Annotated in this window: 16 protein-coding genes; 8 read left to right on the top strand and 8 right to left on the bottom strand. The window is 60.0% G+C overall.

All coding sequences use genetic code 11. From position 1 onward, the window contains the following. Positions 1 to 11: 11 nt before the first annotated feature. From M1D32_RS17180 to M1D32_RS17145, 8 genes are all read right to left on the bottom strand, one after another. Positions 12 to 1,352 carry an NAD(P)H-dependent oxidoreductase gene (locus M1D32_RS17180; RefSeq protein WP_458779821.1) on the bottom strand — a complete coding sequence of 447 codons (1,341 nt, stop codon included), beginning with the start codon at positions 1,350 to 1,352 and terminating at the stop codon, positions 12 to 14. A 37-nt stretch (positions 1,353 to 1,389) separates the two neighbouring features. Next, entirely contained in the window at positions 1,390 to 4,125 is a 2,736-nt protein-coding gene (locus tag M1D32_RS17175) for a UxaA family hydrolase (protein WP_458782223.1), read from the bottom strand. Between the two features lie 187 nt (positions 4,126 to 4,312). Next, entirely contained in the window at positions 4,313 to 5,044 is a 732-nt protein-coding gene (locus M1D32_RS17170) for a GntR family transcriptional regulator (protein ID WP_458779820.1), read from the bottom strand. Positions 5,045 to 5,853: 809 nt separating this feature from the next. Continuing rightward, on the bottom strand, positions 5,854 to 6,474 hold the full coding sequence (locus M1D32_RS17165; RefSeq protein WP_458779819.1) for an ECF transporter S component: 621 nt from the start codon (positions 6,472 to 6,474) through the stop codon (positions 5,854 to 5,856). A gap of 26 nt (positions 6,475 to 6,500) precedes the next feature. Further along, complete coding sequence (locus M1D32_RS17160; RefSeq protein WP_458779818.1) at positions 6,501 to 7,184, bottom strand: 2-oxo acid dehydrogenase subunit E2; 684 nt, start codon at positions 7,182 to 7,184, stop codon at positions 6,501 to 6,503. A 29-nt stretch (positions 7,185 to 7,213) separates the two neighbouring features. Next, complete coding sequence (gene lpdA, locus M1D32_RS17155) at positions 7,214 to 8,617, bottom strand: dihydrolipoyl dehydrogenase (protein WP_458779817.1); 1,404 nt, start codon at positions 8,615 to 8,617, stop codon at positions 7,214 to 7,216. A gap of 73 nt (positions 8,618 to 8,690) precedes the next feature. After that, positions 8,691 to 9,650: a lipoyl synthase gene (gene lipA, locus M1D32_RS17150; protein ID WP_458779816.1), complete on the bottom strand. Its 960-nt coding sequence runs from the start codon at positions 9,648 to 9,650 to the stop codon at positions 8,691 to 8,693. Between the two features lie 50 nt (positions 9,651 to 9,700). Next, on the bottom strand, positions 9,701 to 10,480 hold the full coding sequence (locus M1D32_RS17145; protein ID WP_458782222.1) for a serine hydrolase domain-containing protein: 780 nt from the start codon (positions 10,478 to 10,480) through the stop codon (positions 9,701 to 9,703). Positions 10,481 to 10,757: 277 nt separating this feature from the next. On the opposite strand from M1D32_RS17145, the gene M1D32_RS17140 reads away from it, so the two are divergent. The 8 genes from M1D32_RS17140 to M1D32_RS17105 all read left to right on the top strand — a co-directional run bounded on the left by M1D32_RS17140 (position 10,758) and on the right by M1D32_RS17105 (position 21,815). Further along, positions 10,758 to 12,452 carry a glycerol-3-phosphate dehydrogenase/oxidase gene (locus M1D32_RS17140; protein ID WP_458779815.1) on the top strand — a complete coding sequence of 565 codons (1,695 nt, stop codon included), beginning with the start codon at positions 10,758 to 10,760 and terminating at the stop codon, positions 12,450 to 12,452. Positions 12,453 to 12,455: 3 nt separating this feature from the next. Continuing rightward, positions 12,456 to 13,352: a class II fructose-bisphosphate aldolase gene (locus M1D32_RS17135; protein ID WP_458779814.1), complete on the top strand. Its 897-nt coding sequence runs from the start codon at positions 12,456 to 12,458 to the stop codon at positions 13,350 to 13,352. After that, positions 13,352 to 15,439, top strand: a complete 2,088-nt coding sequence (locus M1D32_RS17130) for an alpha-ketoacid dehydrogenase subunit alpha/beta (protein WP_458779813.1) — start codon at positions 13,352 to 13,354, stop codon at positions 15,437 to 15,439. The genes M1D32_RS17135 and M1D32_RS17130 overlap by 1 nt, the downstream gene beginning before the upstream one ends. 4 nt (positions 15,440 to 15,443) lie before the next feature. Continuing rightward, on the top strand, positions 15,444 to 15,701 hold the full coding sequence (locus tag M1D32_RS17125; protein WP_458779812.1) for a biotin/lipoyl-containing protein: 258 nt from the start codon (positions 15,444 to 15,446) through the stop codon (positions 15,699 to 15,701). 77 nt (positions 15,702 to 15,778) lie between these two features. Beyond that, positions 15,779 to 17,284, top strand: a complete 1,506-nt coding sequence (locus M1D32_RS17120) for an FGGY family carbohydrate kinase (protein ID WP_458779811.1) — start codon at positions 15,779 to 15,781, stop codon at positions 17,282 to 17,284. Between the two features lie 42 nt (positions 17,285 to 17,326). Continuing rightward, positions 17,327 to 18,289, top strand: a complete 963-nt coding sequence (locus M1D32_RS17115) for a sugar-binding transcriptional regulator (protein WP_458779810.1) — start codon at positions 17,327 to 17,329, stop codon at positions 18,287 to 18,289. Positions 18,290 to 18,909: 620 nt separating this feature from the next. Then, positions 18,910 to 20,292 carry a sugar ABC transporter substrate-binding protein gene (locus tag M1D32_RS17110; protein ID WP_458779809.1) on the top strand — a complete coding sequence of 461 codons (1,383 nt, stop codon included), beginning with the start codon at positions 18,910 to 18,912 and terminating at the stop codon, positions 20,290 to 20,292. 2 nt (positions 20,293 to 20,294) lie between these two features. Beyond that, complete coding sequence (locus M1D32_RS17105; protein ID WP_458779808.1) at positions 20,295 to 21,815, top strand: sugar ABC transporter ATP-binding protein; 1,521 nt, start codon at positions 20,295 to 20,297, stop codon at positions 21,813 to 21,815. Positions 21,816 to 21,830 lie beyond the last annotated feature (15 nt).

The raw sequence follows: 21,830 nt of genomic DNA, 5'->3' as shown, positions 1-21,830 counted from the left end.
GCGGGGTAGTGTCAGGCGGTTTCCATGGATTCCTGCAGGCAGCGAAGGTGATACAGGACTGAGTCCTTGTTGATTTCGACCATGTCGTAGGTGATGACCTGGTCCTTTTCGACGTCGCAGGTCAGCTTCGCGTTCGTAAGCAGTCCGAGTGGAACCACGTTTTCCTGTTTGCATGTCTCGTAGTCGTCCACAAGGGAGTACACGGCGAAACCGCCGGCGCCGTCGATGGTCTCGCCCTTCTTGAGGGGCTTCTTGGCGGCTGCGAAGACTTCCGACACCAGACCGTATTTGGGGAACACGGTGGGTTCGCCGAAGTCGACCGCTTGGACAATGGAGAGAGGGATCTCGTTGGTAACCAGGTGGTAGGGGGTGTACATGACGTAGTAGCCGTTGTCGCCATAAACGTCCAGGTAGTCCAGGTCCTCGCGGATCTGCTCATTGTCGGTGTAGATGACCATGAAGACTCCGGGGGTGACCGACCGGAAAAAGTCGATGCTGCCGTCCTCGTTCTTGAGGGGCCGGGCATAGTCAATGACACCGGTGCCATTGAGTTCGCCGCCTTCGGCCTTGGGGCGGAAGAACCGGCAGATTTCCTCGACACCGGCCACGGGTCCGTGCATGCCGCGGACATCTGCGCGGAGCCCCGTGTAATTCGAGACGGCCGCCATCTCGATCATTGTCTTGGTGGCATCCCTGAAGGTCACGAGGAAATGCGGGTTGATCTTCAGACGCTCTGCATCCGCCCGCACACTGTCGGGGGTGGCGTAACGGTCATATTCCCCAATGCTGGAGGGGGACTTGCCGGTGGCAATGACCTTGAACCCCAAGGACGTGTAGCGGTCGTAAAGTTCCCCGATCAGTCCAGGCTCATCGCCGGACGACACCGTGTAGACGACTCCGCTACGGTCCGCCATTGAGGTGAGGATCGGCCCAACTACGACGTCTGTCTCCACGTTGAGCATCACTACGTGGATGTGGTTGAGGATTGCTTGCATTGCCACCTCCGCGCCGACTTCGGGCACTCCGGTTGACTCGACAATAACGTCGACCCCGATCTCGAGCAGCAGCCGCCAATCGTTGGTGACGATGCGCTGTCCCTGGCCGATCAGGCGCTTGGCTTCCGCTGCTTCATTGCACACGGTGACGAGCTGGGACTTTACTTCGGACTTTTCGAACGCCTCAACTGCACGATCGGTGTTGATGTCGGCGATGGCGGTAACCTCCATGCCGGCCATCTGTCCGATCTGACAGATGGCTCCGGTACCCATCCGGCCTGAACCTACGAATCCCACGCGGATCGGGTTTCCCTGGGCGGCACGGGCTGCGAGCTTATTCTTCAACAGTGCTGACATAGTGCTTTGTCTTTCTCTTGGTGGTTCTTGGGAATGTTCAGAGCGAGACGCCCCAGGACCCTCTGGATATCTGGAATCCAACGTTGGGGCGGGCAGTCACTACAGGCACGTAGTGTCCGCGGTGAATTTCGTTGAGTTTGGAGATGATTTCGCCGCTGGTCACCGACAAATCTTGGTTGTTTGCGGTGATGTCGAACACTTTGTGGGTGCTGGGTATGGTTCCGGTTCCGATCTGCAGGACCGGGAGCATCCGGTGCGGTTGGACCGGGCGTTGGTGGGCAAAAACGATGAGGGCTTCGGCGCCCGTGGCGCCCAGCCCGGTCGAGATCTCGAGCCAGTCCGATGTGCTGGCCTGCATAACGTGCAGGCCAGCTGCCTCGACTGATCCCGCGTAGGGAATTGTCGGGTGTGCGGAGCCGATTTTGAGTTTTTCCAGGAACGCCTCAGAGGTCAGCAGGAGGTCAGTCTCGCTGACGATGACGCTGGTTCCTTCGGCAAGCAGTCGTTGGACGAGATCAACTGCCATTCCAACGACGGGGTCGCTAAGTGGGGTAGTTGTGGCCAGGCCAATAATGCGGGCGGTCGGTTCGCCTGGTACTTCGCTGCTGGCTGCATGTCCGTGGATATGTTCCTGGATAAGGTCACCGACTATGCCCGACACTGCCGTGATGCCTCCGGAATTCTGGATCCCTGCCCATCCGAAATGCGATGTATCAACGCCACGGCGCCTCAAACTGTCTTTGAAGAAGTCGTTGTGGGTCTTCTCGCATCCATGCTCAAGAAAAATGGTGTGCGAGACAGCCGGATGCATCGCGTAGCCAAGTATCGTCCGGGTGTAGATCTCCTCTGCGTCACCTCCAGAGACGCCGCATCCCTCCGTATGAGGCAGGGCGACCACTTCCCAAGAGTTCGATGACCCGGCATCCGTGAGCGAGGCGTTCATTTTGGCGGCGATCTGCTCGGCGACCTGGCCAGAACACAAGCTCGTTGGCAGAATCTCGATAGTCCTCCTGCGCTCAGAGCCGGAGCCGTAATCCTTCGAGAAATGTGCTGGTACTGCGATTCGGTGCCCGGCGGGGACCAGGGGTTTCCCAGAGCAGGTTGTGGAATGGCCGAGATTTGCGTCCGTGGTCCGGCTGCCATCCTGGCGCCAATCCCTCCAAATTTGGACCTGAGACTGTCCTGTGTACTCGCCTTTGCTCTTTTCACCGGAGGCAATGCGGCAAGTGAGCTCCAGCAGCTGTTGTGCGGTGTCTTTTTGTCCCAGCCCATTGAGGAGCAGGCCAGCGTTGAAGTCCATGTCCGTTTCGAGCAGTGCGAAGCGTTCGTTCGTGGTCACGATCTTGATCGTTGGGACGAAGGGAAAGTTAGTGATCGAACCGTTCCCTGTGGTGAAAAGGATCAGGTTTGCTCCCGCCGCAACCTGACCTGCGATGCTTTCCAAGTCGTTGCCGGGGCTGTCCATGAAGTAGTAACCGGGCAGCTCCATGCGTTCTCCGTACGCGATGACGTACTCAAGTGCGGTGTTGGGATCCTTTTTTCGTCCAGCGCCCAGCGACTTCAGCGTGATGTTGTAAAGACCGCGGTAGAGGTTACCTCCTGAAACATTGCCCTCAGCGGTCTGGCCGTGGCGTTGAGCATAGTTTTTGAAGGCATTGAGCTTTGCCAGGAACTCTTCTGCGACGCTTTGGTCAGCTACCTTGGCCAGCACGTGCTCTTCGGCGCCGATAAGTTCGTCGGTCTCGGCCAGATTTGCCGTCGCGCCGCGCTGCAGCAGCTTCTCGACCACGGCGCCGAGCAACGGATTGGCCGTTACCCCGGAGAACGCGTCTGAACCGCCGCACTGCAGCCCCACCTTCAGTCCTTCAAACGGCGCCGGCTCCCGCACACACTTTGCGGCACCATCAAGGAGCGGCCGGACCACTGCTGTCAGCCCGGAAACCGATTCGCCGGAATCACCGGCGCTGACGAAGTACCGGATCTTGCTTTCGAGATGGACGTTCCCGAGGGAATTGAGCTGGTGCAGCAGTTCGGCATTTGAAACGGGTGAATCCGGGTCGTTCACGAATACAGCTGCTGCGATATTCGGGTTTACAGCAAACCCGGCCAGGGTCCTGAGCAGCAGGGCCTTGTTGTGTATGACTCCGGAGCTGCCGCCTTCAGTGTGGACGACGGGCGTTAGGGCATCGACATTGTCCAGTCCGCGCACGTATCCCTGGAGATCCTCGGTAGCCGCCAGTACTAGGGACCGGGCGCGGGAAGTGACGCCAATAATTGCGACGTCATTCCTGGTGCCCCAGCCGCGACCGGGACCTCGGTAATATCCCATGAACGCCGGACCTGAATCCTGCTTGCGCTCGTTCGTGGCGAGGGTCTGTCGTTGCGGGAGCGTCTGTTCCTTGGTGCTGTCCCTGTCGGTGAAATTTACGTTGAGACCAAGGGGGTAGTCTTCGGGGTTTCGCATCGTCAGGACATCTTTCATCCGTTCGTTGCAGAGGTAGTCTCCAGGGTTGATATCAACGGATGCGTAGCCGAACGGATATCCCCAAGACAGCACGCCTTCGTCCTTCTGGATCCTCTTGACGCACAGGCGATGGCCCTTGGGAATGGCCGTTTTGACGGCGAGCAGCTGACCTTCGATCTCGATGAGATCGCCGGCTTCAATTCGTTCAGTTGCGATGGCCGCGTTGTCTCCGGCCGCGGGCAGAAGGAAACGCGGCGTCGCGTTCTTCTGCTGGGCGTTTGCGTGGCCTGACTGGCCGCACGTATTCATGCTCACGCTTCCTCCATTGGAATTTCATCGCTGCGTCTTAGCGCTCCCTGCTCCGGCATCCGTTCTGAAGCAGGAAGGAGGGGGTAAACCTGGACGCTCGGTAGATCACTAAAATTGGCTTTGCTGTCCTGATCGCGGAAGCGCTGGTGAACCAGCTGCTTACACTCAGGACCGGCTGTTGGGTTTGTTACTGCTGAAATCGGAGACTGATTGCCATCGTCACGGCAGCATTCATTAACTCAGGCGTGTACCTGGCGTCGATGGCCGCAAGCACGCCCTTGGCCGTGTGGGAATAGTGGCCGGCGAGCAGTTCTGCTGCAGCTGCAGGATTTCCCTCGACTAGGGCATCGAAAATGCTTTGGTGATCCACCTGGCTTTGGTTCCAGTTTGTATCCGACTCGTTGACGTAGATCCTGCGGTATCGCTCTGCATGGTCGAAGTTCTGACGAATGGATTTGCAGAACCGATCGCTTACGCCATCGACCAAGCTCATATGAAAGATGCGGTGATGCTTGGCCCAACGCATATAGTCGTGGTCGCCAATCGCAGACTGCATACCCTGCAAGTGCTCGCGCGAACGGTCAAGGCGGTCCTGGTCGGCCTTCTGCACCGACTTGAAGATTGCAAGTGATTCCTGCTGGATCCGCAACGCATAGAGGGCATCCAAGTCCTCCGGCGAAACCTTGGCCACCGTCACTTTCTTGTTAACTTCGACGGTCGCAAGACCTTCATGCTCCAGCAGGCGGAGCGCCTCCCGCAGCGGGGTCCGGCTCACACCAATGTCCTTGGCTAGCTGAACCTGGCTGATGGTTGAATCAGCGGGAATGGCATTAGTGAGAATCGCTTCCCTCAGCTGCCGGTGCGCGTATGAAACCAACTTCCGAGGTTCAGCAGCGGGGTCATCGGTTTGGACCTTCATAGATGTTTCAACCAATGGACGAGCCACCTCTCAATCGGAACCCGCAAATCCTTGCAAGCCAAAACTGTATACACTTTGCCTGCTTTCAAGTGTTACACATCACGTTTGTGAGCGCAATACCCTTAATCCGACCACTTGTCCGGCATTAAGACCTGCAAGTGTATGCAGTCTTGCCTAATTATTGACGGCCTAGGAAGTGCAGTTGGTGCCCAGTCACACAGAAGGATCTGCATCCCAAGTACGGAAAGCGCCTCTCGGCCCTTCAAAGTAAGCGCGGTATTCCGCCTGCCTTTGGGTCCGTTTTCCTGGGTCAACGGGACGCCGGTAGGCGGGTCGCGCTGCTGCTGCCGAGCTCCTGCCCGCGCGTTAAGTCGTCGCTGGCGGGCCTTCGTCCCTGGACACTGGGAGTGACCGGAGTGCGCGAAAAATGAGCATGGAGCTCTCGTGCACTACTGGTTACTGCAACTGCATCCCACAGCGCCGCCAAAGGCTAACAAATCGGGAACGGCCAAAAGGTCCCGGCAGTCGATCGGGAGTTGGTGACATACACACGGCGGCGTTTTCCGCCGCGCTACCGTCCGCTCGAACCGGCTTCTAATGAATGCCACCAGAGGATAGGAGATGTTCGTCATGACGTTCTTTCCTTTGAATTGCAGCCTGATCAGCTAGCTGTGGGGTGCAGGTATGGGTGATGCCTTACCCCTCGCGTACGCCGCTGGCCGCGCTTTGGTGGCGGGGACTTCGGCAGCCGCCGCAGGGTCTGCCAGACCTGGGAAAGCGTTTTGCCTTCGTCGTTCCCCGAGCTCCCTTCAGTTGAGGACGGGTTCCGTGGCTGCCTTCCGGGACGCGAAGGAGCTCAGGACACCGGTTTTGGCCAGGCCGCGGGTGGTGATCCAGGACAGCGCGCCGGCGATGATTGCACCGGAGACAGCGGTGAAGATGATGTAGGCCAACTTGTCCTCGGCTGCGTAGGCGATGTTCCAGCCCCACGGAGCGAACGAGTCGTTCAGGCCGCAGAACAGCCCGGCGCCGGCACCCGCCAGCAGCGAGACGGGCAGGTTGAACTTCTTGTAGCGGAACGCGGCGATCACCAGCTCGGCACCCAGGCCCTGCAGCAGGCCGGAGATCAGCACGGTGGTGCCGTACTGCGAGCCCATGATCAGCTCGCCCGTGGCTGCCACGGTTTCACAGAACAGCGCGGCACCGGGCTTGCGGATGATGAGCATGCCCAGCACCGCCGGGATCATCCAGCCGCCGGCGTAGAGGCCGGTCAGTGGCGGGTAGACCGCGTTGATGGGAACGGAGATGAGGTTTGCGCCTTGGGACCAGGCCCAGAAGATCACACCGCCGGTGACGGCGATCAGTGCAGCCACCACGATGTCCGCCACCCGCCAGTTGTTGCCTGTCTTCTTCATTGCTCGAGTTGTCATGGTTGGCTTCCGTCAGTTGGCTGCTTCTACGGCGTGGGGATGGGGGCTTCGATGAGTTCTTTGAGTCGTTTAAGGAAGATTGCGCCCATGGAGCCGTCCACGGCCCGGTGGTCGCAGGTGAGGGTCAGTTCGGCGATGGGCCGCCATTGGGGTTGGCCGTCACTCATGACGTACCGCTGCCGTGTGGAGGCCACGGCGAGGATAGCTACCTGAGGGACGTTAATGATGGCGTCGAACCGGTCGATCCCGAGCATCCCGAGATTTGAGATGGTGAAGGTTCCTGCCGAAATATCGGCCATTCCAAGCTTTCTGGCGCGGGCCTTGTCGACGGCTTCACGTCGCCTTTGTGCAATATCAGGCAGGCTGAGTGTCGGCACTTGGTGGATGACCGGGACGGTCAGACCGGCATCTGTTGCCACTGCGAGTCCAATGTTGATGTCCTCGAAAGTAGTGACACCTTCTTCGGAGTAGTGGGCGTTGAGCCCAGGGTTCTCCTGCAGGGCGGTGGCTGTGGCGGAGATGAGACGGTCGGTGACAGTTGATTGAGGTGAGACAGATTTCACCGTGAGTGCGTTGGTCATGTCGACTTCGACGGTGAGGTGAAACGCTGGCGCTTCCCAGGCTGCGACCATCTGCCGCGCTGCTGCCCGTCGGATGCCTTTGAGCGGAGCGGTGGTTCCCTGCAGGATCTGGATTTCATTCGTAGTCATGTGGTGTTCTTTCTGGTTCAGGGCGTCGGTCAGATGTTGATGCTTTGGCCGGCTGCGCCATGGAGAGCTTCTTTGACTGCTTCACTCAAGGTGGGGTGTGCGTGGACGTTCCGGGCCACCTGGGTGACGGACAGCCCTTCCTGGCGCGCCAGGGTCAGTTCCGGCAGCAGCTCGGTCACGTCCGGGCCGATGAGGTGGGCGCCCAGGAGTTTGCCATCGCGGCTGTCGGTGAGTAGTTTCACGAAGCCGCCCGGTTCGCCAACGGCGTGGGCCTTGGCATTTGCTACGAACGGGAAGACTGTTTTCTTGACTTCACTGCCCGCGGAGGAGGACCCGTCTTCCGAGTATCCAAAGCTTGCGATCTGCGGGCTGGTGTACGTGGCCCGGGGCATCATGAGGTAGTCCAGAGGATGCGTAGGTTCGCCGGCGAGGGCTTCGGCCGCGACCAGTGCCATCGTTTCGGCGGCATGGGCGAGCATAAGCTTGGCGGTCACATCACCGATGGCATAGATGTGGGGGACGTTGGTTCGCATTTTGTCATCGACCGCGATGGCGCCGCGGCCGGTAAGTGCTACGCCGGTTTTTTCCAGGCCGTAGCCTGTGACTCGGGGGGTGAATCCGGTTGCCTGAAGGAGTTTTTCTGCACGGACAACCTCGGAAGACTCACCCTTGGTCAGTGTGACGGCGACCTCGTCAGGGTACTCTTCAACGGCAGTGACCGCTGTGGCGGTACGTATGTCTATGCCAAGTTTCCGGTATCGCCGGGTCAGCTCCTTTGACACGTCCGGGTCTTCCAGCGGGACAATTCGCTCCGCAAATTCGACCAGTGTCACTTTGACGCCGTAGCTGCTCATCACGTAGGCGAATTCGACACCGATGGCGCCGGCGCCGGCAATGACGATGCTTTTGGGCAGGGTGGATGAAAGGATCTGTTCCTTGTATGTCACTACCCTCTCGGATAGTACTGTTCCGGGCAGCAGCCGGGTTTCCGCTCCGACAGCGATGATGGCGTGGTCAAAGGTCAGGCTTTGCCGCTCACCGTCGTTCAGTTCCAGGTCCATGGTGTTTGGGCCGGTAAAGGTTCCACGGGCGTTGAACTCGGTGATGCCGTTCTTTTTCATCAGGTAATGAATGCCCTTGACCCGGCCCTCGGCGACTGACCTGCTGCGTTGGTGGGCGGCCTGGAAGTCATAGGCGACCTCCCCGTCCACCTGTATGCCGTGTTCCTTTGCGTCATTCTTGAACGTCTGTACCAGCTGGGCGCTGTAAATCAGCGACTTGGAAGGGACGCACCCGATGTTCAGGCACACGCCCCCCCAGTACTGTTCTTCGACGATCGCGACCCGTTTGCCTAACTGGGCTGCGCGGATAGCTGCCGTATACCCTCCTGGGCCGGCACCAACAATGAGGACATCAAACTGCTGCGGATTCATCTAAACCTCTTTTGTTCTCTTCGGATTCTGTTTTCGCGCTCTTGCACCCTGCTAAGTGGTTAGCAGGCTGCTGTTAACCCCGGATGTGGGCCAACGCGTGGGGCAGATCGCGGCCCTTTTTCGCCATGGCCTCTGCCCACAGCCGTCCTGCCCGGTAGGAGGAGCGCACCAGGGGACCGCTCATGACACCAAGAAATCCCATCTCTTCGGCTTCTGCCTTGAGGTCAACGAATTCCTGGGGTTTGACCCAGCGAGAGACGGGGTGGTGTTTCTGGCTGGGGCGCAGGTACTGGTTGATGGTGACGAGATCGCAGCCGGCGTCCCGTAGGTCGTGCAGTGCCTCTGACACTTCGGCCCTGGTCTCGCCCATCCCGAGGATGAGGTTTGACTTGGTCACCATGCCCTTGTCGTTTCCCTGCCGGATGACCTCGAGGGAACGTTGATACCGGAATGCGGGGCGGATGGCCTTGAATATTCTTGGCACCGTTTCCAGGTTGTGGGCAAATACTTCGGGCCGGGCGTCGATGACCAGCTGGATGAGCTCCTGATGGCCGGTGAAGTCGGGAATCAGGATTTCAACGCCGGTTCCCGGGTTGAGCGCATGGATTTGCCGGATGGTTTCGGCATACAGCCAGGCTCCTTCGTCCGGGAGGTCGTCGCGGGCCACTCCGGTGACGGTGGCGTAGCGCAGACCCATGGTCCGTACGGACTCGGCAACCTTAATGGGTTCGGTCGGGTCCAAATCTTCGGGTCTGCCGGTGTCAATCTGGCAGAAGTCACATCTCCTGGTGCACTGTGCCCCGCCAATGAGGAAAGTTGCTTCCTTGTCTTCCCAGCATTCATAGATGTTGGGGCAGCCGGCTTCTTCACAGACTGTGTGAAGGCCTTCTTTCCGTACCAGGTTTTTCAGCCCAATAAATTCAGGTCCTGTTTTTACTTTGCTTCTGATCCACTCCGGTTTGCGTTCCACGGGTGTTTCAGAGTTACGTGCTTCCACACGAAGCATGCGCCGGCCCTCCGGTACAACGGTCACGATCGCGCTCCTAACTTGTGCATTGGAATAGTCGCGTACCCTCGGCGCCTTCAGCGCGGGGCACTGCTGCTCCGGACACCTGAAGCAGACGTGCCTGCTTGCATAGTTTTTCCGTACGCCCGGAGTACCGCGGTGGAAGTGTCGGGCCAAGCGATGGGCGCCCAGTCCCCGAACTCGATTGTCGAGAGAGCTGTACATGCAAGACCGGCTTCCCTGTCCACCCAGAGGAAGCTCCCTGCCATGCCAAAGTGGCCAAAAGTCGCTGGGGAATTGTTCGGGCTAGTCCAATGGGGTGACTTATGTCCTCTTACTTCAGCTCCGGCTCCCCAGTCATTCTCGGTGTGGTAGCCGAAGCCTGGTAAAAACCCCCCGAGACCGGGGTAGGCCAGTGACGAGAGCACGTCAATCCGCGCTGCGGGAAATACCGTCGGTTTCAGTAATTCCCAGGCCAGGCGAGCAGTATCTGTGATCGTCCCTTCGCCACCTTTTGATGGCGGACCGGTCAGTTCCGTCTTATGCATGCCCAAAGGCTCCAGCACCCGGATCCGCATCTCATCGCGGAAGTCCTTTCCCGACCGGCTCGCCAGGTACTCAGCAGCAAGGTCGATGCCGGTGTTGGAGTAGATTCGCCGGACCCCCGCCGGTGCACGGACCTGCTCGTCAGCAAACCCCACCCCTGATGCATGCGAGAGCAGGTGCCGGAGCGAGGACCCAGGCGGGCCGGCCTCGTCATCGAGCGAAATTACCCCCTCGTCCGCTGCCGAAAGAACCGTAAGGGCAGTAAGGAGTTTCGTAACCGAAGCCAGCCGGTACACCCGCCCGGAATCCATGCATCCCAGGATGCCGTCCTCCCCGATGACGGCCAAGGATGGATCTCCGGGCCAATTCTCCAGTTCTGACGAGACCTCCTTAGCTAGAGGCGGGAAGTCTTTGTCGCTTAGCGCCCTCATTGGCACCCTTCCGAGTTCATTGCCGGTAAATGTGGAAAACCAACGAGAGGAACCGTCGCGTCCTACGTTGACAGGCCTTCGTGATCTGGGTCATACTCTACCTATGAATCACATATGTGAGCAAGTGCACAATTGTGAGAATGAGGAATCCGAGGCATTGGCGCCGGTAGACATTCTCGTGATCGGCGGTGGTGTCAACGGCCTTGCTGTAGCCAGGGAAGCCGCGTCCCGCGGATGGCAGGCTGCGGTTGTGGACGCAGAGGACTTCGGGGCCGGAACTTCAGGAGCGTCCAGTCGCCTGATTCATGGCGGTATCCGGTATTTGGAAAACCTGGAGTTCCACCTTGTGCGGGAGTCACTGCGTGAGCGTGAATGGCTTCTCCAGACCGCGCCCCATCTGGTCAAGCCTTTTCCGCTCCTGATCCCGTTTTACCGCCATAACCGCCGCTCAGGCTTCATGATGCGGCTCGGCATGTTCCTGTACGACCTCTTGTCCTTCGACAAGTCCACGCCGCTGCATAAGGCACTGTCTAAAGCAGAGGTTGAGCTCATGTACCCCGGGCTGGAGGCAGATGATCTTTACGGAGCTGTCCTTTACTACGATGCCCAGGTCGCCAACGCGGAACGGCTTTGCGTGGAACAAGCACTGGATATCGCCCGTTTCGGCGGCAAGGTCCACAACCACATGAAAGTAACGGGCCTGGACCAAAGCGAGGGCGGTGTGACCGTTTGGCTCACCGACACTCTCACCGGCCGGCAGTTGGTTCAGTCCGCACGGGTTGTGGTGAACGCGTCGGGACCGTGGGTCGATATGGTGCTGTCCACTTCCACGCCCGAAAATGCACGGCTCATTGGGGGAACCAAAGGCTCCCACATGACCGTCGGCCCCTTTCCAGGTGCCCCCAAGACGGGGGTGCACTACGAAGCAGCCAGTGACGGCCGCGCAATCCTGGTGCTCCCCTTGCCCGATGGAAACTACCTGATCGGCTCCACGGATATCTTCTTTGAAGGTGATCCGGCCGAAGCCGTCATGACTGACGAGGAGATCGCGTATCTGCTGAAAGAAGTGAACACTTTAATACCAAAGGCCCGGCTCACCTCCCAGTCCGTCCTGCACACCATCTCGGGAGTTCGCCCCTTGCCTTACTCACCTAAAGCCACAACCGCTGCCCAGGTGAGCAGGAACCACCACATCAGCGTCCATCCCACGATCAAGAACCTTTTCAGCATCAGTGGGGGAAAGCTGACCACCCACAGGGCACTGGGCCAGATGGCGATGAATGTCGTCGAAAAGCATGCAAAACCACGCACGTCGCGCAAATCCCTGCGCGGAGTCCTTCCGGCCTCCGTTGCATCCGGGACAAAGAACCTCAAATTGCCGGGTGCGCGCTGTGCCGACTGGGGACAGTTCCAGAAGGACTTTCGAAAACGGACCAAACTGTCTCCGGACACCGCACGCAGGCTGCTCGGACTCTACGGAGTTCGCGCGGCCAGGATCGAAGAACTGATCTGCGAAGATCCGTCCCTCGCCACCCCTCTGCCCAGCCATAAGGACGCGGTAGGCGCCGAAGTCGTGCTCGCCATCCGCGAGGAGTACGCCCGCACACTGACGGACATTGTCGCCCGCCGGATGCTGCTGTCCTGGGGCGACGATGCCGGGCTGCAGGCGATCGAAGCCGTCGCTGGGATCGCTGCCCGGGAACTGAAGTGGAACGAGCAGCGCATTCAACAGGAAATTGATGCCTACCGCCGATGGATCCGCCACCGCAGGCCCCGTCTTTTGGAAGACATTGCCACCTTGCATTCCAATCTTGCCAAGTACCAAAAATCAATGAAGAAATTGGAGCTATAACTCATGTCACTCGTATCCCTTCCCGAACTGCTGGACCACGCCGGAAAGAACCGCTACGCAGTCGGATACTTCGAGTCCTGGGACATCTACAGCCTTGAAGCCACCATCGCAGCGGCAGAGGCGAGCAAGTCCCCGGTCATCATTGGTATCGGCGGCCTGTCCTCCAACCACGAATGGCTGCAGTCCGGCGGCATCGAACTTTACGGGGCCGCGTGCCGGGCCCTCGCCGACCGTGCCAAGGTTCCCGTCGCCACCCTGTTCAACGAGGCAGACAGCTTCGCCGAAGCCGCAGGCGGACTCGGTGCCGGTTTCAACTCCGTCATGATGCACACCCAGGGTTGGGATCAGGACAAGCTGATCGCCGACACCGCAGCCCTGGTGGCAGCCGCTCACGCCGTCAACGTCGCAGTTGAAGGCGAAATCGGGGCGCTGGCAGAAATTAAGGACGGCGTCCTTGACGTCGCCGGGGCCTCCTACACAACCCCGGAAGCCGCAGAGCTCTTCGTCCGCGAAACCAAGGTCGACTGCCTCGCAGTCGCCGTCGGCAACGTCCACTTTGTGACCGGCGGCCACGTTCCCACGGTTCAGGTCGACCTCATCAAGGAAATCGGCAACACTGTCGATGTCCCCCTCGTTCTGCACGGCGGATCCGGCACACCCGACGATCAGACCCGCCAGGCCGTCGAAGCAGGCATCACCAAGGTCAACGTCGGCACCAAGCTCAAGCACGTCTTCGGGCAGGCGCTTGTCGCTGAACTGGGCCGCCCCGTCGAGGACCCGAACCTTGTCTTCGGCTCGCGGTTCGAAGGCGACGCCAACTCCCGTGCAGGTGTGGCGCTGCGCAAAGAAATCCAGCGTCTCATGGACGTCTTCGGCTCCACCGGTCAGGCAGGTCGCTAATGTCACAACCAACAGATACCTTGCAAAAGGAAGTTCTGAGCGCTGAAGAGAGCCTTCACCTCCTTGAGGAAATGGTCCTGATCCGCCAGTTCGAACAAACCGCCTACCTGCGCTACCTGCAGGGAGAAATTCCCGGCACACTGCACCAGTCACAGGGGCAGGAAGCCGTGGCCGTAGGCGTCTGTTCACTGCTGCGGACCGAAGACTGGATCACCTCCACTCACAGGCCCCACGGCCACGCCCTGGCTAAGGGCTTGGATCCTGCCGCCGGAATGGCCGAAATTTACGGTCGGGAGACCGGCTGCCTGGGTGGACGCGGCGGATCCATGCACCTGGGAGATCCTGCCCTGGGCATCCTTCCCTCCATCGCCATCGTCGGCGGCGGCGTCACGATCGCCCCCGGCCTGGCACACGCCCTCAAGTACAAAGAAACGGACAACGTCGTCGTCTGTTTCTTTGGTGACGGAGCCGTCAACGAAGGAGCCTTCCACGAAGGCGTGAATTACGCCGCCGCCTTCAACCTGCCCGTGGTATTCGTCTGTGAAAACAATATGTATGGGGCTTCGACTCCGTTCCACGAGACCACAAGGAACATCAACGTGGCCTCCAGGGGTGCGGCCTACGGAATCCCTTCGGAACAGGCTGACGGGATGGACATCAGGGCCGTCAGAGACGCAACCCAGCGTGCATTGGACACCGCCCGCAGCGGCAAGGGCCCGGTCCTGCTCGAGTTCCTCACCTACCGGTACGTTGGCCACAGCCGTGGCGACGCCAGGGGTTACCGGACCAAGGACGAGGAAGCCATCTGGGCGGCCAAGGACCCGATCAAGACCTTCGGCGCCGCGATCGTGGAAGAAGGCATCGCCTCCGAGGACCAGGTGAAGGAAGCCACCTCCCGGGCCAAAAAGCGGATCGCGGAGGCGCTGAAGCACGCCCAGCAGGCACCGTGGCCGGACCCGGTCACCGCCCTTGCACCCAACATCATCTTCGGCAACCCGCCTCAGGAAGTTGAGGGCGCGGGCCCGCTGGAGGAAAGTACCGACGAGGAACGGTACATCACCATCGCAGACTCCATCAGAGAGACGCTGCACAGTGAGCTCGGCACGGACGATTCACTGGTCCTGCTGGGCGAAGACGTCGGCGTTCCAGGCGGCTTCGGCGGCGCGTTCGGCGTGTACCAGGGGCTTGCCGAGGAATACGGCCGGAACCGCGTGATCGATACCCCAATCAGCGAAAAAGCCATCATCGGAGCAGCAATCGGTGCCGCCATCGGCGGGCTGCGCACCGTGCCGGACCTTCAGTACGCCGACTTCGTCTTCGAAGCCATGGACGAACTGGTCAACGAGGCCGCGAAACAGCGCTACATGTCCAACGGAAAACTCACGATTCCGATGGTTCTGCGCTGCCCGGTCGGCGCTTCCCAGCGAGGCGCCCAGCACGCACAATGCCCGGAGAGCTTCTTCATGCACGTGCCCGGGATTAAGGTGCTGTGCATCTCGGACCCTTACACCGCCAAGGGCGCCCTCACGGCCGCCATCCGTGACGATGACCCGGTCCTGGTCTTCGAACATAAGTTGCTCTATGGCGCTAAGAAACGCCAGGAAGCCGGAGCCATCAACACCAGGGCTTATGTTCCGGAAGAGAACTTCGAACTGCCCGTCGGGCAGGCGCGTGTGCGCCGCCGGGGCAAGGACGCGACCATCGTCGCGACCTTTACGGAGCTGTACAAGGCGCTGGAACTTGCGGAGAAACTTTCGGCTGAAGGTATCGAACTGGAAGTGATCGACCCCGTATGGCTTTCCCCGTTCGACTGGACGACCGTCATGGAGAGCGTCAAGCGGACTGGCCGGCTGGTCATCGCCCATGAAGCCCACCTGACCGGTGGCTGGGGCGCCGAAGTGAGCGCCAGGGTCTCTGACGAGCTGTTTGCCGACCTCAAAGCTCCAGTGCGCCGAGTGGCGAGCCGGGACATTCCGATGCCGTTCTCGCCGCCCCTGGAGGCCGCAGTCCTGCCGCTGGCAGAGCACATTGAGTCGGCCGTCCGGGACGTCCTGTCCCACGACCCAAAGCGATCAGAAAAGGAGTAACACCGTGGAAGCAATCGTCATGCCTGCCCTTGGGCAAACAAGCGAAGAAGCCTACATCCAGGAGTGGCTTGTAAAGGAGGGCGACGAAGTCGAAATGGGCCAGCCGCTCCTCAGCGTCGAAACCGACAAGGCACAGCTGGAGGTCGAATGCGTAGCCGACGGCGTTCTGCTGAAGATTGTCTGCCCTGCTGACACCACCGTGAACGCGGGAACAGTCATTGCCTACATCGGCGAAGCCGGAGAGTCCGTCCCCACGGAGTAGCTCGATACATGTCGCCATGGTTCGCGTCCCGGAATACCACCGGGACGCGAACCATCACCCTAACCAGGAGGGCCATTGTGAGGCAGCCCCAAGTCTTAGCCATTGACTGCGGAACACAGTCGGTCCGCTGCCTCCTTATCGACCCTGTAACCGGCGCGCACGAAGTCGGAGCATCGGAAAAACTCGCGCTAAAAATCAAGGGTCCGCAACAGATCGAAATTGACCCCGTCGAACTTGTAGCCGCAACCGTCCGGGTACTGCGGGCCACCATCGCCCAGAGTGGACAGGCCCCGCTGTGTATCGGGATCACCAACATGCGCGAGTCAGCAATTGCGTGGTCACGCGACACCGGGCTGCCCGTCCATGACGGCATCATGTGGATGTCCCAACAAAGCCAGAACATCGTCGCCCGCTGGGATCAGGACGGACTTGCGCCGTTGATCCGGCAAAGAACAGGGCTAAGCAACCACACGTTCTTCTTCGGATCCAAAGTTGCCTGGCTGCTTGAGGAGAAACCTGAACTCGCAGCCATGGCCAACGCCGGCAAACTAGCCGTTGGAACCATCGACTCCTGGTTGCTGTACTCCCTCACTGGCGGAACTACTCACGCGACCGATGTATCAAACGCCTCCCGATATCAGCTCCTCAATCTGCATTCGCTGGATTGGGACGATGACCTTCCCGAAGCTCTCGGGATACCCCGTGCAGCGTTGCCGGAAGTCCTGCCCACCTCCTCGCAGTTTGGCCTCACCGATCCCGAACACACCGGCTATCGCATACCAATTACGGGAATGATCGGAGACCAGCAGGCTTCACTGCTGGGCCATGGTTGTGACCGTACGGGAGAGGCGAAAGCAACGTTCGGCACGTCCTGCGTCGTCAGCGCCAATCTTGGCGGAAACCCTTCAGCGGCCGAGGGGCTGGTCACCTCCGTTGCATGGTCCACCTCCGGAAAAGCAGCTGTGTACGAGATGGAAGGATCAGCTTTCCACTGCGGGTACACGATGTCCTGGCTTTCCCGCATGCTCTCCCCGCAGGCCACCACCAACACGGAACCGGAACGAAGCCACCTGACGGCCAGCCGGCGCATTTACCTGGTGCCCTCGTTCACGGAACTTGGTGCACCCCGCTGGCCCAAGGGATCCGGAGCGATCATCAGCGGCCTGCGTATGGATTCTGACCCATCCGACATCATGAGGGCAGGAATTGAAAGCATGGCGTTCCAGGCCTTTGATCTTGTCAAAGCAATTCCCGGCTTACTGAGCAACCGTCAGCCGCTGTCCGTCGACGGAGGCGGAGCCGGCAACAATTATCTGTGCCAGCTGCTCTCAGACCTTACGTCAAAGGCAATAATCCGGCCGCCCAGCCGTGAACTGACGGCGCTGGGAGCGGCCCGGGCAGCCCTCAGAACGTTCGGGAACGACCTCCCTGCCGGCCCTGCTGTGACGGGACCCCCGGATTATTTCCACCCCTCAGAGGAGCAGTCTTATGCCGCAGATGGCTTCAATCACTGGGAGGAGCTCATCGCCCGGAATCTCGATTGCGGCCGTCCAGCCGGTGATAGAGGGGCCGATACAATTTAAGACAGTTTCATTCGAGGCACACCGGTGCCGGTAGGGAGCAGCATGGTTAGGCAAAGCGCTGAGCGGCTGGCTCACGCCGCATTCCTGTACTACGTCCAGGGCCTGTCCCAGCTGGAGGTAGCCAAGCAGCTCGGTGTGACCCGCTCCAATGTTTCCCGCATGCTCACAGCCGCGCGGGAACAGTACATTGTCAAGTTTGAGATCGCCTACCCGCTGGACCGGGACCCGGCCATGGAACAACGCCTGCTGGCTAAATTTTCCACTGACGGAGTGTCCGAAGTGATCGTCGTGCCGGGCCGCGAAACCGGAGTAGGGGCTTCCAGCCACGGATTGCTGGCCGTCGGCCAGGCGGGCGTCGGCTGGCTGGATAAAAACCTCCAGGACGGTCAGACATTGGGTCTTTCCTGGGGCAGCACTGTGGAGGCGATGGTCGACAGCGCCCATTTCAACCGACGCGTGGACGTCGAAGTCGTCCAGGTCGCAGGAGAACTTAGCCTCGACTCCCGGTTTTCCGGCCACGACCTGGTGAGGAATCTTGCAGAAAAACTGGGCGGGCGGTACCGCTACTTCAACGCCCCGGCAACCGCTCCGGATGAAACCACCGCAGCAGCCCTGATGAAGACGGAGCAGGTCGCGAATGCCCTCGCCCTGGGACGAACCTCAGACGTGGCCGTCCTCGGCATCGGCCAATACGGAATGGAAAGCTCCAACCTCTTCCTTCAGCGCGCAGGTGCATCCGACGACGAGATCCGCGAAGCCGTGGACCTCGGCGCCGTGGGACAGATTTCCGGGCGCTTCTACGACAGCGCCGGTAAACAGCTCGACCTAGCCATCAACCGGCGGATCATTGCCCTGGACCTGGACGACATTAGAGACATCGACACTGTAGTGGCGGTCGCCAGTGGGCCCTTCAAGGTTGAAGCCGTCAGCGCCGCGATCAGAGGTGCGCTCGTCAACGTCCTCATTGTCGACAGCGCCCTCGGTCATGCCTTGGAAGCCGCCTGAACGGAGGCGCAATCCCCTCCCACCGAACATCAGTGCACCGCCTGCAGGCACGCACACCCCAGCGCCCACATGCACTAATGGCAACTGGGTGCCCTGCATCAGCCGCCCCAACATGTCCCGCCCGCGAAAATTCTGCCAGCGGCACTCTGAGTTGTACGCGGGGGCCGCGCACTTGGGATGGACCTAATAGGCGGTCACCCCAACCTGTTTTCGGCAGGCCTTATCTGCGGCCCACCCTTGCTTGCCCCTCCGAAGATGTCATTGCGGACCTTCGTGCTGGGTGCAGCAACAACCGGTAGCGAATCGAAGAACTGCGCATTAGCTGAGCGGTTAGCCCCTGGCAGGTCCTCGGGGCCATGAGTTCTGCCGTGGGCCAGCGGCTCCGGCAGGCCATGTGGCCGCAGCACGCTCTGCCTGCAGCTCTCACTTCACACTCAGCGCGCCAAGCGGAGCCCCATCTCATTGACATCTGTGATTCATAACACTAGCCTTGAACTCACATACGTGATTCCTCTCACAAATGTGATTCGCTTTAGTCCAAATGAAACCTCAGCCCAAGGAGGGGCCGCGTTTCACGGCGACTAGATCCCCGATAATTTCTGATGAAACGTGAGTATCCAATGACGAATCCACAGCATTCTGAAGACAGCGCCAAGTCCCGGCTCCTTGCCCGCCTGAACGGGCAGCCCGATGTCCGGCGCCGCCAGTTCCTCCAGGGTCTGGGAATAGGCGCTCTCGCGCTTGGCGCAGGAAGCGCCCTGGCCGGATGCAGCGAACCACTGGGATCCGGTGCCGGTGCCGGCGGCACGACCGGTGCCGCGGGCGGGGGAGTAGCTCTCGCCTCAGTGCCCACCCTGACCAACGAATACTTCACCATGTGGAAGGCCGGCGGCACAGAGGCGGCGCAGGCCCTGGGCCTGACCTACCGGATGCAGAGCTACGAGGGATCTGCAGCGGCCCAGATTGATCAGCTGCGGTCGGCCAAGGCAGCGGGCGCGAGCCAGGTGGTGACCTTCCCGATCAACAATGATGCGGTGCGGCAGATGGGTGAAATCCTGGCCGGCCAGGACATCCAGCTGGCAACGTCCTTTGCAGCGACGCCCTGGATGGTCCCGTCAGAACCCGGCTATAAAGACATGTACTCCACGCTTTTCACCCCGCGCGAAGTGCTTGGCCAAAAGGCCCTGAGTGAGGCAGTGTTCAAAGCCATCGGCGGCAGCGGAAACGTCGTGTACATTCAGGGTGCCCCCACGAACCGGACGTCCAACGCCCGGGAGAAGGGGTTTGACATGGCGGTCGCGAACTTCCCCGGGATTAACGTGCTGGCGAAGCAGGACGGCAAGGAAACCGGCCAGGACACCCGTCCAGTCGTCCAGACCATGCTTTCGCGCTTCAACAACATCGATGCCATCATCTGCCACAACTCCTCAGAGGCCCTGGGGGCAGTGTCCGTTCTCGAAGAGAAGGGAAACGAGCACATCAAAGTAGGCGGAACAGATGAGCAAATCGCGATTCTGGACAAGCTGATCCAGGGCCCGAATGTCGTCGCTGTGCAGTCAATTTTCGGAACTTGGCTGGGCGGATACATGATCGTCCGCAACTACGACCTGGCCAACGGAGTCGAGCTGGATCCGGTCGAGCGCATGATCTTCCAGGACTCCCTGATCATCGACACCAAGGAGTCCGCGGCGGAGTACAAAAAGATCGCCACGTCGCCGACAACAGGCTTCGACTGGAAGAAGATGTCCCGGCACCTGCACCCCGATGACTGGGACACGCAGGTTGCTCTGGCTCCTGTGGATCCGGTTAAGTTCTTCACCGAAGATCTCGCCACTCCCCGGCCCGCTGACTTCAAGTTCCCTGAGGCGCTCGAGGCCTCTCTCAATGCCGGAGCAGTGGAAAAGTTCACTGACCTGTACGCGCAGCACACGAAGAACAATCCGTATGCAGAAGCCGTCAAGCTCACCACCACGGGAGCGACAGTCTTCGGAACGAAGTTCTAATAATGGATACGGACAACACCCTGCTGGAGATCAAAGACCTAACCAAAGCGTTCAAGGGAGTTAAGGCACTGGACTCGGTGTCCTTCAACCTTGAACTTGGGGAAGTCGTCGGACTTGCCGGGCACAACGGCGCCGGGAAATCCACCCTGCTGAATATTCTGTCGGGCGTTTTCACCGCCGATTCCGGATCGATGTCTCTTGACGGCAAAAAGTTCAAGCCCACCTCATATTCCGGGGCAACCGAAGCAGGTGTCTTCCGCATCTATCAAGAGCTCTCCGTCATCGACAACCTGACCGTTGCGGAGAACCTCACACTCGGAACAGAAAAATACATCCGGAAGTTTGGCCTGCTCACACCCAAGCGGACCACAGCAACCGCGGCTGACTTCCTGGACGAGGTTGGACTCGGCGACCTCGACGCGAAAAAGCGCGTAGAACAACTCACCATGGCCGAACGGCAACTGGTCGAAATCGCGAAGGCGCTCTACATGGCCCGGCTGGCGAAGATCGAAAAGCCGGTCTTGCTGCTGGACGAACCGACAAGCGGCCTCACCCAGACCCAGGTTGACTTCCTGGAGGGCCACATCAATAAGCTCCGCAGTCAGATGGGCATTATCCTCACCACCCACCGGGGCAGCGAGCTTTTGGAATGGAGCGACAGGGTGGTGGTTTTGCGCGACGGGCGTGTGGTGGGCGAACCTGATCCACGCACGACATCGGCCGAAGAACTCGGCCACCTTATGGTCGGCGAAGCGGAAGTCACCCGACATGCCCGCCGGGAGACCCGCGCGGAGCAGGGAAACCCAGTGCTGGAGCTCCGAGACCTCGTACTGCCCAGCCTGACGGAACCCGTGAACCTGGTTTTGCAACCAGGGGAAGTTGTTGCACTTATCGGCGAATCCGAGGAAAAGACACAGATCGCACGGTGCATTTCGGGTCTGCTCAAACCATCATCCGGGCAAGTTCTGGTCAACGGGACAAAGGTCCCGGCAGCCGTCAAGGGCGCCCTTGACGCTGGAGTCAGGTTTGTTCCCGCTGACCGGGGCGGGGAGGGACTCTCGCTCCTTCACTCCGTTCAGGACAACCTGGCTCTGGGTGCAATGGCAGCCGAGAACCGAAAGGACCTTGCCCGCAGACCAAAGGCCGAGAAGGTCTTTGCCCAAGAACTTGTATCCAAATACGGCGTCAAAGTTGCCAGCCTGGAACAGGCCTCCGGTTCCCTGTCCGGCGGCAATCAGCAAAAGCTTCTTGTCGCCCGGGCCCTGTCTGAGGCGGCGCAGGTCATCGTGTTGGACAAACCCACGCGCGGTATCGACGTCCACGCCAAGTCCGAGATCTTCCGACTAATCCTGGAAGCATCCGACCGTGGCGTGTCAGTGCTCGTCGCCAGCGACGAACCCGAAGAACTTATGCCGATCTGCGACCGGCTCATCGCTTTCCGCAACGGAAGCGTAAGCGCAGAATTCAATTGCCGGTCCGGGGCAGAACCAACGCTGACCGAACTTGCCGCCGCAACCTCATAGTTTCAAAGGAGAATC

It is taken from the genome of Arthrobacter sp. D3-16 (genome assembly GCF_054408515.1).
The sequence above is the reverse complement of the archived record's forward strand: the minus strand, read 5'-3'. Positions and strand labels throughout refer to the sequence as shown.